Raw genomic sequence first — 12,683 nt, forward strand, 5'->3', positions numbered from 1 at the left:
TGCCGGCCGCCCCGGCCCTGCGTAGGCTGGGGCCGGTCGAAAGGAATGCCGATGCCGGACAACCCGCTGGCCGCGCCCACACCCTGGGACGATATCGCCGACGGCTACGACGATGTGATGACCGACCTGATGCGGCCGTTCGCGGTCGAGGCGCTGCGGCTGGCCGCGCCGGCGCGCAATACCACGATCATCGACGTCGCCACCGGCCCGGGCACCCTGGCCCTGCTCGCCGCGCCGCTGGTGCGCGAGGTCGTCGCGGTCGATTTCTCCGAGGCAATGATCCGGCGGCTGCGGCATGCCATCATGCGGGCGGGGACGACCAATCTGCTGACCGGGGTCGGCGACGGACAGGAATTGCGTTACGCCTCTGGACGTTTCGACGTCGCGTTCTCCATCTTCGGTCTCATGTTCTTCCCCGATCGCGCCCGCGGTTTCGCCGAACTGCGCCGGGTGCTGCGGCCCGGCGGGCTGGCGGTGGTGTCGAGCTGGGCGCCGGTCGCCGATTCGCCGTTGATGACGCTGCTGTACGAGGCGGTGCACGCGGGGAATCCGGAATTCGCGGTGCCGCAACCGAATCCGCTCACCCTGGAGAATCCGGAGGTGTTCGAGCGGGAGCTGCGGGCAGCCGGTTTCACGGACGTGAGCGTGCGCCCGCACACCGAATCCTTCGCCTATGTGTCGGCCCGGCAGTTGTGGGACAAGCTCACGAGGGGGAGCGCGCCCATGCACATGGCTCGCAGCACCACCGATCCGGCGGTCTGGAAAGCCCAGGAGCAGGCCATGATCGACCACCTTGAGGCGCATTACACCCCGGGCGAGGCGCTGTCCACGACGGCGTGGCTGGGCACGGGCGTCGCCCCGAAAGCGGAGTAGGGGCGCGGTGGCGCGGCCGGCCCGGAGAAACCGGCCGCGCCACCGCTTCTCATCCGGTCAAGTCGATGCCTCTGGGCGGAGCGGGAGCCGCTTCCAACACCGCCGTCTCGGTATCGGTGAATAGTCTCGACCGGATGATGAATCGGACGCCTTCCGGCGCTTCGAGGGAGAATCCGCCGCCTCTGCCGGGAACGACATCGACGGTGAGGTGAGTGTGCCGCCAGTATTCGTATTGGTCGGCGCTCATCCAGAACGCGGTGTCCGGGAAGACGCGGCCCAGCATTACATCGGCCGCGCCCACCCGGAACTCGCCCAGCGGGTAGCACATCGGGGAGCTGCCGTCGCAGCAGCCGCCGGATTGGTGGAACATCACCGGGCCGTGATGGGAGATGAGCCCTTGCAACACGTCGGCGGCCGCCTCGGTGATGCTCACCCTGGACACGGAACCCGTCTTCATTTGACGTCCTCCCCATGGCCTGAGCCAGGGGGATTCCAACCCCACCAAGCGGAGATTGGGCAGGTTGTCCCTCGCGGTTTCCCTGCTGGTTCCTGCTTCACAGACCCGGTGACCCCGAGGTCTCCACAGGCTGTCACCGCAAGCCCTGCGGCGAGAACACCCATCGAATACCGTTTGGTTATCACGGCATCCCGCTGCACTGTAGCATCGGGTAACTCCGATCACGGTCTAAATACACCAGCCCCGCAGATGAATTCGGGGGTATGTGTGCTACGCCTTCAAGATCAGAGGCCCCGCTCCTTCGGTGAACGTGGGACCAAGGGTTCTCTGCTGATAGCGGTCCGGCCTGCGCGCCGATCATGGTCGAATCGTCGAGCGGGTTACCGCCCTTGATGGCCTTGGTGCGTTCGATACAGCGCGCCATGAACTCGTCGTAGATGGACGAATGGATCAGCGCCCGTGACGGGCACGTGCACACCTCACCCTGGTTGAGCGCGAACATGACGAACCCTTCGACCGCCTTGTCCAGGAAGTCGTCGTCGGCCGCGGCCACATCGGGGAAGAAGATATTGGGCGATTTGCCGCCCAGCTCCAGGGTGACCGGGATGATGTTCTCGCTCGCGTACTGCATGATGAGCCGCCCGGTGGTGGTCTCACCGGTGAAGGCGATCTTGGCCACCCGCGGGCTGGACGCCAGCGGCTTGCCCGCTTCCACGCCGAATCCGTTGACCACGTTGAGAACTCCGGGCGGCAGCAGATCGGCGATGAGCTCGACGACCAGCAGCAGCGAGGCCGGGGTCTGTTCAGCGGGCTTGATGACGACGCAGTTGCCGGCGGCCAGCGCGGGCGCCAGTTTCCAGGCCGCCATCAGGATCGGGAAGTTCCACGGAATGATCTGCCCGACCACGCCGAGCGGTTCGTGGAAGTGGTAGGCGATGGTGTCCGCGTCGATCTCCGAGAGCGAACCCTCTTGTGCGCGAACGGCTCCCGCGTAGTAGCGGAAATGGTCGACCGCCAGCGGCAGATCCGCGGCGAGGGTCTCGCGGACGGGTTTGCCGTTCTCCCAGGTCTCGGCGACCGCCAACCGCTCCAGGTTCTCCTCGATCCGGTCGGCGATCTTGTTCAGGATATTGGCACGGTCGGTCACCGACGTGGCACCCCAGGTCGCCGTGGCCCGGTGCGCGGCTTCGAGCGCCATATCGATATCGGCCGCCCCGGAACGCGCCACCTCGCAGAAGGTTTCACCGTCGATCGGCGAGGGATTCTCGAAGTAACGGCCTTCTATCGGGGCTTTCCAGTCGCCGCCGATGAAGTTGTCATAGCGGCGGCTATAGGCGACGATGCTGCCATCGGCGCCCGGTTCGGCATAGATCATGGCGCGGCTCCTGATCGCAATGCTGCGGTGACGGGGGTCACTATGAACCGGTGTGGTTGGCGGCAGGTTGCCGCTGGGTTGGTGAAAAGTAGGCAGGTCACTGCAACCCGGTTGGCGCCGCGCCGGCGTCCGGAAAGCGTTGCGGCTCAGCCTCTCGTGGCGGTGTGCAGGCGCGCGGCGGCCAGGGCGCGGCGGCTGTCGCCGGGCGGCAGCAGGAACATGGCGTGCTCGTGGATCTCGATATCGTCGGGGCAGCGCTGGCCGAAGCGCAGGGCGTGCTCGGGATTGCGGTCGGCCAGCACGGCGGTGCGCAGGCAGACGTCGAGATGCTCGCGCCATTGCACGATGCCCGGGATATCGGAATCCGGTAGCAGCGGACCGCGATACAGGCGCACCGCGGTGGTGAGATCACCGGCTTCCAGCGCGGCCAGCAGTTCCAGCGCATCGCAGCCGATGGGTTCGGTGAGCATGTAGCGGCGGTCGGCGATCTGGCCGTCGGTGGCCTGGCGCAGGCGCGAGACGTCGGCCTTCAGGGTGCTCGCCGCGACGGACCGGTCGCCGTAGACGGCCTCGCGCAGGCGTTCCGCGGTGAAGCCCTCGGGTTCGAGCGCCAGCAGGGTGAGGATCTCCAGCTGGCGCGGGCGCATGGCGACCGGTTTCCCCGCCTTGTACAGGTGCGGGCGGCCCAGGCATTCCAGGCGGGTGCGGGGCGCGGGGCGCGACTGTTCCACGTGCACACGGGATTCGATGGCGGTGACCAGCGCGCGCACGGTGGTGAGGATCAGCGGATGCGAGCGGTCCCAATAGGTCGACAGATCCAGCACGCCCAGTTGCCGGCCGTCGGCGGCGCGGATCGGCGCGCAGTAGCAGACCCAGCCGTGCAGGGCCTCCACCAGATGCTCTGCGGCCCAGACGGATCCGGGGCGGCCGGTGTGCAGGGACATGGAGACGCCGGTGGTGCCCATGTACGGTTCGTCCCAGCAGCCGCCGGGGGCGAGGTTGACGGTTTCGGCGCGGCGGCGCACGGACCGGTCGCCGCAGCTGAAGAGCACGGTGCCGACCTCGTCGGTGACCACCGCGATCATGCCCGCGTCCTCGGTGATGGCGCGCAGCTCGCCCGCCAGTTCGGTGACCGGCGTGCGCAGCGGCGATTCGGCCCAGCGCGAACCCAATTCGTCGCGGTCGGTGGCCGGGGCGACGGCGCGGGAGGGATCGACCGTGCGTAGCGAACGTTCCCAGGACTCCACCACTTCGTGGCGCAGCGTGGGCACGGCGTCGAGCTGGCGGGGGCGACCGGTCGCCTTGCCCATCCCGGTGGCCCAGCGCGCCCACGCCTTCTCCAGCTCGGCACGATGCTCCGAGCGAGCGGGCACCTGCGTCATCGCACAATCTCCTCGCGGGCAGCCGGACTTGCGATACCCCATGATGGCGCGTGCCCCCATCGCGTGCAGCCCAATTCCGGGCACAGCGCGCGTTAATTCCGCCGAGTTCGCTTCGCAGTGTTCGCCGAGTCGGCGTTCGCGCAGCCCGCGGGCGGCGAATCAGGCTGGTAGACAGGAATCCATGGTGCTTCCCTTCCGCTTCGGCGTGAACCTCACCGTCCCCGGCTCGCGGGCCGCCTGGATCGAGAAATGCCGCCGCGCCGAGGAACTCGGCTACGACGTGATCGGCGTGCCGGACCATCTCAACCTGCCGGCGCCGTTTCCCGCGCTCATGCTGGCGGCGTCGGTGACCGAGCGGCCACGCTTGAACACGTTCGTGCTCAATACTCCTTTCTATAATCCGGTGCTGCTGGCGCGGGACGTGGCGGGTCTGGATCAGCTCACCGACGGCCGGGTGGAGCTCGGGCTGGGTGCGGGCTACGTGCAGGCCGAATTCGATGCCGCGGGAATACCGTTCCCCTCTGCGGGGGAGCGGGTCCGGCATCTGGAACACACCATCGGCACCCTCCGCGAGCTGTTCACGAACCCCGAATACCAGCCGGCCCCCGCGCAACCGGGCGGTCCGCCCCTGCTCATCGCGGGCTGGGGTGAACGGGTGCTGCGCCTGGCCGCCGAGCGCGCCGACATCATCGCCTTCACCGGCGGGCACGCCGCCGACAGCGGGCACATCAGCCTCGCCGATTCCGCGACCACCGCCAAGAAGACCGACTACGTGCGCGAACTGCTCGGCCCGCGCGGCGACCGGGTCGAATTGAACCTGCTGATCCAGGCCGTGGTGGAACCGGAGGAACGCGACGCGGCGCTGGAACGCCTCACCACCCACCTGCCCTTCGGCCTCGCCGACGATCCCGCCGATATTCCGACCCTGCTCATCGGCCGCCTCGACGAAATGGCCGCCGCGCTGCATCAGCGCCGAGACCGCTTCGGCTTCAACTACTTCAGCGTCCTCGAGCACAATATGGAACGCTTCGCGCCGCTCATTCCGCTGCTGCGCGGCGAATAGCGGGCGCTCCCGGCACGTTTGACGATCTTCCAGCGAGGCATTGCGTCGGCAGAACGACGAACTCGGCTAGGAGGAACGGATGTCGGGCGCTTTGTGGACGGTGATCGTCATTGTGGTGATCATCGCGATTCTGGCGGTGGTCGCGCTGGCGCTGCTGCCGCGCATGCGGAGCCGCAGGTTGCGGGACCGGTTCGGGCCGGAATACGACCGGACCGTGGCGGAGGCACAGAACCGGAAGGTCGCGGAACGCGAGCTGACCGAGCGGGAGAAGCGGCACGAGCAGCTGGAGCTGCGCGAGCTCAGCGAGGACGAGAAGCGGCGCTACGGACTGCAATTCGCGCAGGTGCAGGAGCAGTTCATCGATGATCCGGTCGGCGCGCTCGGTGCGGCGGATCAGCTGCTGACCCGGGTGATGGGCGAGCGCGGGTATCCGACCGGCAGCTACGACCAGCAGGTGGCGGATCTGTCGGTGACGCACGCGCGGCCGCTCGAGGAGTACCGGACCGCGCACGAGATCGCGAGCCGGGCCGGGCGCGGTGAGGTGTCGACCGAGGATATGCGCTCGGCGATCGTCTCCTATCGCGCGCTGTTCGTGGATCTGCTGGACGGCCGCGACGCCGGGCAGCCCGCACATCGGAAGTAGAGGACGGAATCATGAAGATCAGCAGGGACCGCCGCAATCAGCCCGAACCCGATGCGGGACAGACGCAACCGGAAGTGGACGCGCGGCTGCGCGCGGACGACGCTCCCGACCGGCAGGTGATGCGGCCCGGGCAGGAGATGCCGGCGGGCGAGCCGGATCAGACGCGGGCACGACGTGACGCGGAGACCGGTGAGCTGCGGCCGACGCCGGGCGATCCGCAGGCGGGACAGCATGGATTCACCGAACCGCAGCGGCACGGCGGGACCCCGCCGCAGCACGCGGGGGCGCCGGGCGAGCCGGGCGGTGGGTCGCCCGGCGGCGCTCAGGTCGCACCCGGACTCGGCGGCGAGCGAGCGGATAATACGGTCGCGCAATCGAATCCGCACTCCGGCACGGGACATCCCGGCGGGAACGGCGGCGAGCGGGTGCTCGCGGAAGCCGATCTGGGCCGCCTGCGCGACGAATGGCGCGAGGTGCAGACCATGTTCGTCGACGATCCGCGCGATGCGGTGACCCGGGCGAACGGTCTGGTCGAAGGCACTATCCAGCAGCTGACCGAGTCCTACGCGCAGCGCCGGCAGGCGCTCGAGAACCGGTGGGCGCGTGCGGAACACGACGACACCGAGGAGCTGCGCCAGGCGCTGCGCGGGTACCGGCAGCTGTTCGATCAGTTGCTCGACACCGCGGGCGCGGCGACGAACATGTAGCTCTTCTCCTCGACCCGCTGTTTGATCCGCCACCGTCCGTCCAGCCGCACGAAGGTGTCGTGGTACCACAGGCCGCACAGCATGAGCTGGGTGTGCCCGTCGGAACCGGCCACGAGCATCGGGTTGTGGCACATGGTGCGGGCGGTGGCGTGGTCGCCGTCCACCCGGACCGAGGAATTGGCCAGCAGATGCTGGAACGCCGAGAAGTGCGGCATCACCCCCGCCAGGAACTTCTTGGTCGATTCCAGATCCCCGGCGGGCCCGCCCATCGCGGTGTAGTCGATATGCGCGTCGGGGGTGAAGATCTCGTCCAGCAGGTCCCACTGGTGGGTGTCCACCGCGTGCGAGTACCGGACCATGAGGTCCTCGATTTCGAAACGGTCCGAGATCTCCTGCAGGGACAGCATGATGCCTCCGTGGTGCGAAAACGTGTGCTGGGTCGGAGCGCCAGCGTACGGAAGTCCTGCGGCTGATCTTGTGTTTTCCCAAAGATCCCGGGATGCAATGCATCTCGTCCAGACCGGTCGTCAGTGTTCGTGCGGTTCCGGTTGCAGGGCAAGGCGATTGCGGGTGGGGTTCGCCGGGTCGTACAGGACGCGGACCGGGTGTCCGGCGGCGAGCAAGGGGGTGGGGTCGGTGTCGAGGGGGTCGCTGTCGGCGGTGTAGGTGCGGCCGGTGGGTTTGTCGACCCAGTACACGTTCACGCTGAAGCGGGTCGGTCGGCCGGTGCTGGAGTCGCGGGCGGTGATCTGAACGCGGGCGTGCCGGGCCGGAATCCAGATCTCGCGGCCGTTGCCGTCGAGCCACGCGCCCAGGTGCCGGCGGGCGCGGGCGCTGCGATAACCCCAGCCGGCGGCGGCCGCGAAGAGCGATCCGAAACCGCCGATGAACACCGAAGGTGAATAGACCGTGGTGAAGTCGGCCAGGCGGGCGTGCGCGGGGTCGGCGGGATCGTAGGCCACGGGGACGCGATCACCGGTGCGGTAGTGGTGCAGCACGGTGCTCACTGTGGTGCGGGTGGTGTACTGCTTGCCGTCGGCCGCGGTGTATTCGACGATGCGCGCGCTGCCCTGGGAGTCCGCGGTGACGATGCCGTCCACCCGTTCGGCGCCGGCCAGCCCGCGCACATTCACCGCGGCCCACACCAATGCCGCTGCGACGAGCGCGATTCCGAGCGCCACACCGAACAGTGCGCCCCGCGTTCCCGACATCACCTGTCCGGACATACCTCCAGGATCGCGCATAGCGGTAGAACATGCTGATAGATCTGCCAAACGTCCGGATCGTCGCTATTGCCCGGTTCACCGTCCTGAGACCCGTTCGCACCGGCCGTTGCCGAACCGAGATCCGTGCTCCGGCCCGGGAACTCCGCCCCAGGTGGGAGGATGGGCTTCCACGCATGGCCGCCCACGTTTCCCCGACGGGTGGCAGCGGCGGCCGTGTCCGAGCGAGCGGGGCCGAACATGCGATTGCCGAAATCAGCCGAAACCATTGCGGGACAGCATCCCGACGGCAAACGGCGATGGGGACGATCCCGTCCGGTCGTGGCCGCCCGCACCGAAACCTGCCAGCGCACAGGCGAACCCGGAAAACCCTCGCCCGACACCCGGGACCACGGTCTCGGCGATCGGGCCGCGCGCCGCCAATTGGCCCGCGCGCGCACCGCGATCGATCCGGTGCTGCGCGCGGCGGTGAACTCCCTGGCCGAACCCCTGGACCTGATGGCGGCCTACCACTTCGGCTGGTGCGACGAACACGGCGCGGAAACCACCGGCACGCAGGGCAAAGCACTGCGGCCGGCGCTGACTTTCGCCGCGGCGGCGGCCTGCGGCGGGACGGTCGAATCGGCCCGGCACGCCGCGGCCGCCGTCGAACTGCTGCACAACTTCTCGCTCGTCCACGACGACGTCATGGACACCGATCCGATGCGCCACGGCCGTCCGACCGTCTGGCGGATCTGGGGCGAGACCAATGCCACCCTGCTCGGCGACGCGCTGCAGGCGCTCGCGCTGGGCGTCCTGTCCGACGGCGTACCCGACGAAGTGTGCGGCGAGGCCGTGATCCGGCTGGCGCGCGCCACCCTCACCCTGTGCCGGGGCCAGTACGAGGACTGCGCGTTCGAAACCCGTGCCACCGTGACCCAGGACGAATACCTGACCATGGCGGCCGGGAAAACCGGTGCGCTGCTGGGCTGCGCCTGTGCGCTCGGCGCGCTGTGCGTGGGCGCCGACCACGCCGTGGTTTCCGCCATGCACACCTTCGGCTGCCAGCTCGGCCTGGTGTTCCAGCTCGTCGACGACGCCATCGACATCTGGGGCGATCCGGCGGTGACCGGAAAACCCGCCCACAGCGACCTGATTCATCGCAAGCAGTCCTTCCCGGTGGTGTGCGCGCTGGCCTCCGGCACCGGGGCGGGACGTGAGCTGGCACGCATGTACCAGTCACGCCAGCCGATGACCCCGGCCCGGGCGGCCCGCGCGGCGGATCTGGTCGAGGCGGCCGGTGGGCGGCAACGCACGCTGGTCCGCGCCGCCGCCGCGCTCGAGACCGCGCTGGCCGCCTTACCGCCCGAACCGCAGGCCGGGGATCTGGTCGCGCTGGCGCACCTGGTGGCCTATCGCGATCGCTGAATCACCGATCGCGCCGCGGGACTCCCCGGTTTGTGGCCGCCGCGACCGGCTACTGCCTGAGCAGGCACAACGACGCGGCTCCGAGGGCTGCCCCGGCGACGCGCTGCGAGCACGACCGGCTCCGTGCCCGAGCCGGCACGGAGAGGATCGACGGTGAACGCGACGGGTGAGGAGCACGCGGGCGCCCAGGGGCATCGGGACGTCATCGCGCAACCGCATACCCGCGCCGAGGGCGAGCCCATTCTGGAGGCGGAAGCCGAAGCGGCGCAGGCGCGTTCGGCCCGGCATCCGCTGGGCCGGCCGGGGCGCAAGTTCGATCGGCGGTCCCCGTTCATGATCGGCGTGATGGGCGCGGCGGGGGTGGCCACCACCTATGCGCTGATCCAGGCGGTGCTGGCGGCCGGGCAGGTGCTGACGCTGATCGGAATCGCGCTGTTCCTGGCGATCGGGCTGGAACCGGCGGTGTCCTGGCTGGTGCGGCCGTGGTTTCCGCGCTGGGCGGCGGTCACCACGGTGTTCCTGGTCATGGTGGGACTGTTCGCGGGCTTCCTGGCGGCCGCGATCACGCCGCTGGTCACCCAGGGGCGCGGCCTGCTGCACCACGCGCCCGACACGGTGGCGCACCTGGGCGAGCGGTATCCGCTGGTGGCGGAACTGAATACCCGGTTCCAGCTGCAGGATCGGGTGCAGCGCACGCTGACCCAGAATTCGAGCGATGTGGCCGGCGGGGTGCTGAACGCGGGCCGCACGGTGTTCAGCCTGCTCACCTCGACGGTGATCGTGCTGGTGCTCACCGTCTATTTCATGGCGAACTTCCCCCGCATCCGGGCCTCGGTCTATCGCCTGTTCCCGCGCGAGCGGCGACCGCGCGCGATTCTGCTCGGTGACGCCATCTTCGCGAAGGTGGGCGGTTACATCCTCGGCAATGTGCTCATCTCGCTGATCACCGCCGTGCTGACGTTCTGCTGGCTGTACTCGTTCCACGTGCCGTATCCGCTCATCCTGGCGGTGCTGGTGGCGGTGCTGGATCTGATTCCCGCCGTCGGGTCGACGCTGGCCGGGATCATCGTCGCCCTTGTCGCACTGACGGTTTCGCTGCCGGTGGCCATCGCGACGGTGGTGTTCTTCATCGTGCTGCGCATGGTCGAGGACTATCTGCTGGTACCGCGCATCATCGGGCGCACGGTGCAGGTGCCCGCGGTGGTCACGGTGGTGGCGGTATTGATCGGCGGGGCGCTGCTCGGCATCACGGGCGCGCTGCTGGCGATTCCGGTGGCGGCGGCGCTGCTGGTGCTGCTGCGCGAGACGGTCTTCCCGTCGCTGGACGAGGAACGGCAGGAATGAGCCGGATTGCGAGCGTTCCGAGGGTTTCGCGGAGGAGGAGATTTTAGTGTAACCGCCGGTTACAGATAACTCGAACTCCCCGCAGTGAAGATTTCTTCACGCAGCATAGCAGGCCGGCGGCATCGGCTCACCCGGGCGGGCGATATTCGAGAGAGACCGGTCGGAAACGCTGACAATGTGTGCCATGGCCAAGCGCTGTCTACTGCTGCAGTTACGCCCGGAACAAGCGGCCTCCGATCAGGAATACGAGGCGATCCTCGAGGCCGGTGGGTTGCGGGCCGCACAGGTGACGCGGATCGAGATGAATCATGAACTGCCCGATCTCGACCTGGACGAGTTCTGGGGCGTGATCGTCGGCGGCGGGCCGAGCAATGTCAGCAATCCCGAGGACAAGAAGTATCCGTATCAGCTGCTGTTCGAGCCCAAACTGAAGAAGGTGCTGGTCGAGGTGGTGCGGCGGGATCTGCCGTATCTGGGGGCGTGCTACGGGCTGAGCATTCTGGCCGAGGTGCTCGGCGGGCGGGTCAGCGAGGAGCGGTTCGCGGAGTCGGCGGGGCCGCTGACCATCGAGCTCACGCCGCAGGCGCGGGAAGATCCGCTCACGCGCGACCTGCCGCCTTCGTTCCGGGCGTTCGCCGGACACAAGGAGGCCTGTCAGGAGGTGCCGCCGGGAGCCGTGCTGCTGGCCAGTTCGCGCGAGTGCCCCGTGCAGATGATCCGGGTCGGCGAGAACGTCTACGCGACCCAGTTCCATCCCGAGCTGGACGGTCACGGCCTGGCCCTGCGCATCGAAATCTACCGGGACCAAGGATATTTCGATCCGAGCGAGGCCGAGCAGCTGACCGCGATCGGCCATCGGGAGGTCATCGTCGCACCGCAGCGCATCCTGCGCGGGTTCGTGCAGCGCTACCGCGCCGATTAGGCCCGAAAACGAGTACGCGACTACTCGTGTGCGCGGCGAACGATCGCAGCAGGCTGGGAATCCGGAATACCCGCAGGAATTCCACGGACCTAGGAACGCAGCATGAGCACCATCGATGCAGGCGTATCGCACCGCTTCCCCGAACCCGGCGTCTACCGGGTCATCGTCCGGCGCGGCGATTTCGCGACGCGGATCGAATACCTCACCGTGGACGCCGAATCGGACGTCCTCCGCTACGACTTCGACCTGGCCGGCGCATCCGGCCGCACCCTGATCGCGGATTGCTCCCTCGGGACGCCGGCGGCGGTGATCGCACCGGAGGGCTACGTGAACTTCCACGCCTCCTCCAACAGCGGCTACGGCGTGACGGTCACCGACACCGAGAACCGAGTCGTCTTCGACAGCGCCTACCTCACCACCGGCGAGTGCGCCTGACGCCCGAACCGATGTCGATCCACCGGGGCCGGCGACCCTTCGGCTACTGTCGCGGAGCATGACCGAAATTCGCGAGCTACCCGAAGGACGGACCGATCTGGCGGCTGCCGCCCTGCTGGAATTACGGCCCCGCTGGAGTACCGACACATTGGTCGAGTTGATCGATGAGCGGTTGCGGCCGGCCGGGTACCGGCTGGTGGGCGGGTTCGACGGGGCGCACGAGTTCGCGGTCGCGGCGCTCGGATTCCGGGAAGCGTTCAATACCGCCTGGGGGCATCACGTTTACGTCGATGATGTCTCGACGCTGCCCGAGGCGCGTGGTCACGGGCATGCCGAGGCCTTGCTGACGTGGGTGATCGCGGAGGCGCGGCGGCTGGGATGTGAAGCGGTGCATCTGGATTCAGGGGTCGGAGCGCAGCGGGCCGCCGCGCACCGGCTGTACATGCGGAATCATTTCGCGATCACCTCCCATCACTTCACACTGGAACTGTAGGGGTCAGCAGAGCGGGTCGGGCTCGTCCCAGGCGAAGAGGCGCCAGGTGGGCAGGCCGGGTGGCAAGTTTTCGGCATCCGGGTCGATCGGTTCGATCTCGACGCGGTAGTCGGGATTCCATTGACGCAGGGCGGGGGCGAAGCGGGCGATGATGTCGGCGGGGGCCGTGTAGCTGGCGGTGAGATGCTTTGGGCCCGAACCGAAATCGATGTGAACCACGAAACGTCTGGGCAGCTTTGCGGGATTCATGCCAGCTCCCGGCGGCAAGGAACCATTCGATACACCCTTCGGGTCGGTCGCTAGTCCATTGCGGCACGAGGCTACCCGCGATCTTGTCAGCAAACAACCGGTGAACCGGT

General features: G+C 68.3%; 14 protein-coding genes and 1 pseudogene. 9 read left to right on the forward strand and 6 right to left on the reverse strand.

Translation table 11 applies throughout. The features are described from left to right. The first annotated feature begins 51 nt into the window (after nt 1–51). Nucleotides 52–873, forward strand: a complete 822-nt coding sequence (locus LTV02_RS10735) for a class I SAM-dependent methyltransferase (protein ID WP_233039851.1) — start codon at nt 52–54, stop codon at nt 871–873. Nucleotides 874–922: 49 nt separating this feature from the next. Here LTV02_RS10735 and LTV02_RS10740 read toward each other — a convergent pair whose 3' ends face one another. From LTV02_RS10740 to LTV02_RS10750, 3 genes and pseudogenes are all read right to left on the reverse strand, one after another. Continuing rightward, nucleotides 923–1,330 (reverse strand): DUF779 domain-containing protein, encoded by a 408-nt coding sequence (locus tag LTV02_RS10740; protein ID WP_233039852.1) that lies wholly within the window; start codon nt 1,328–1,330, stop codon nt 923–925. Between the two features lie 274 nt (nt 1,331–1,604). Then, a pseudogene (locus tag LTV02_RS10745) lies at nt 1,605–2,705 on the reverse strand (aldehyde dehydrogenase family protein); the annotation flags it as partial. Nucleotides 2,706–2,851: 146 nt separating this feature from the next. After that, nucleotides 2,852–4,087 (reverse strand): helix-turn-helix domain-containing protein, encoded by a 1,236-nt coding sequence (locus tag LTV02_RS10750; protein ID WP_233039853.1) that lies wholly within the window; start codon nt 4,085–4,087, stop codon nt 2,852–2,854. A gap of 181 nt (nt 4,088–4,268) precedes the next feature. On the opposite strand from LTV02_RS10750, the gene LTV02_RS10755 reads away from it, so the two are divergent. From LTV02_RS10755 to LTV02_RS10765, 3 genes are all read left to right on the forward strand, one after another. After that, nucleotides 4,269–5,150 (forward strand): TIGR03621 family F420-dependent LLM class oxidoreductase, encoded by an 882-nt coding sequence (locus LTV02_RS10755; RefSeq protein WP_233039854.1) that lies wholly within the window; start codon nt 4,269–4,271, stop codon nt 5,148–5,150. A gap of 79 nt (nt 5,151–5,229) precedes the next feature. After that, nucleotides 5,230–5,793 carry a hypothetical protein gene (locus LTV02_RS10760; protein WP_233039855.1) on the forward strand — a complete coding sequence of 188 codons (564 nt, stop codon included), beginning with the start codon at nt 5,230–5,232 and terminating at the stop codon, nt 5,791–5,793. Nucleotides 5,794–5,804: 11 nt separating this feature from the next. Next, entirely contained in the window at nt 5,805–6,500 is a 696-nt protein-coding gene (locus tag LTV02_RS10765) for a hypothetical protein (RefSeq protein ID WP_233039856.1), read from the forward strand. Here LTV02_RS10765 and LTV02_RS10770 read toward each other — a convergent pair. Further along, nucleotides 6,461–6,907: a nuclear transport factor 2 family protein gene (locus tag LTV02_RS10770; RefSeq protein WP_067708944.1), complete on the reverse strand. Its 447-nt coding sequence runs from the start codon at nt 6,905–6,907 to the stop codon at nt 6,461–6,463. The two genes, LTV02_RS10765 and LTV02_RS10770, sit on opposite strands and share 40 nt — an antisense overlap. 120 nt (nt 6,908–7,027) lie before the next feature. Then, the gene (locus LTV02_RS10775; RefSeq protein ID WP_233039857.1) at nt 7,028–7,726 is read right to left on the reverse strand and encodes a DUF3592 domain-containing protein; all 699 of its coding nucleotides are present in this window, start codon (nt 7,724–7,726) and stop codon (nt 7,028–7,030) included. 420 nt (nt 7,727–8,146) lie between these two features. Between LTV02_RS10775 and LTV02_RS10780 the strand changes: the two genes are divergently transcribed. The 5 genes from LTV02_RS10780 to LTV02_RS10800 all read left to right on the forward strand — a co-directional run bounded on the left by LTV02_RS10780 (nt 8,147) and on the right by LTV02_RS10800 (nt 12,324). After that, on the forward strand, nt 8,147–9,130 hold the full coding sequence (locus LTV02_RS10780; protein ID WP_408639397.1) for a polyprenyl synthetase family protein: 984 nt from the start codon (nt 8,147–8,149) through the stop codon (nt 9,128–9,130). Nucleotides 9,131–9,283: 153 nt separating this feature from the next. Next, complete coding sequence (locus tag LTV02_RS10785) at nt 9,284–10,474, forward strand: AI-2E family transporter (RefSeq protein WP_233039859.1); 1,191 nt, start codon at nt 9,284–9,286, stop codon at nt 10,472–10,474. A 184-nt stretch (nt 10,475–10,658) separates the two neighbouring features. Continuing rightward, complete coding sequence (locus LTV02_RS10790; RefSeq protein ID WP_233039860.1) at nt 10,659–11,396, forward strand: glutamine amidotransferase; 738 nt, start codon at nt 10,659–10,661, stop codon at nt 11,394–11,396. A gap of 102 nt (nt 11,397–11,498) precedes the next feature. Beyond that, on the forward strand, nt 11,499–11,831 hold the full coding sequence (locus LTV02_RS10795; protein ID WP_233039861.1) for a hypothetical protein: 333 nt from the start codon (nt 11,499–11,501) through the stop codon (nt 11,829–11,831). 58 nt (nt 11,832–11,889) lie between these two features. After that, nucleotides 11,890–12,324, forward strand: a complete 435-nt coding sequence (locus tag LTV02_RS10800; protein WP_233039862.1) for a GNAT family N-acetyltransferase — start codon at nt 11,890–11,892, stop codon at nt 12,322–12,324. Nucleotides 12,325–12,327: 3 nt separating this feature from the next. On the opposite strand, the gene LTV02_RS10805 is transcribed toward LTV02_RS10800, so the two are convergent. Next, a complete protein-coding gene (locus LTV02_RS10805) occupies nt 12,328–12,573 on the reverse strand; it encodes a hypothetical protein (RefSeq protein WP_233039863.1) in 246 nt (81 codons plus the stop codon). Between the last annotated feature and the right edge of the window lie 110 nt (nt 12,574–12,683).

Origin of the sequence: Nocardia yamanashiensis (assembly GCF_021183565.1) — a bacterium.
GTDB classification, from domain to species: Bacteria; Actinomycetota; Actinomycetes; order Mycobacteriales; family Mycobacteriaceae; genus Nocardia; species Nocardia yamanashiensis.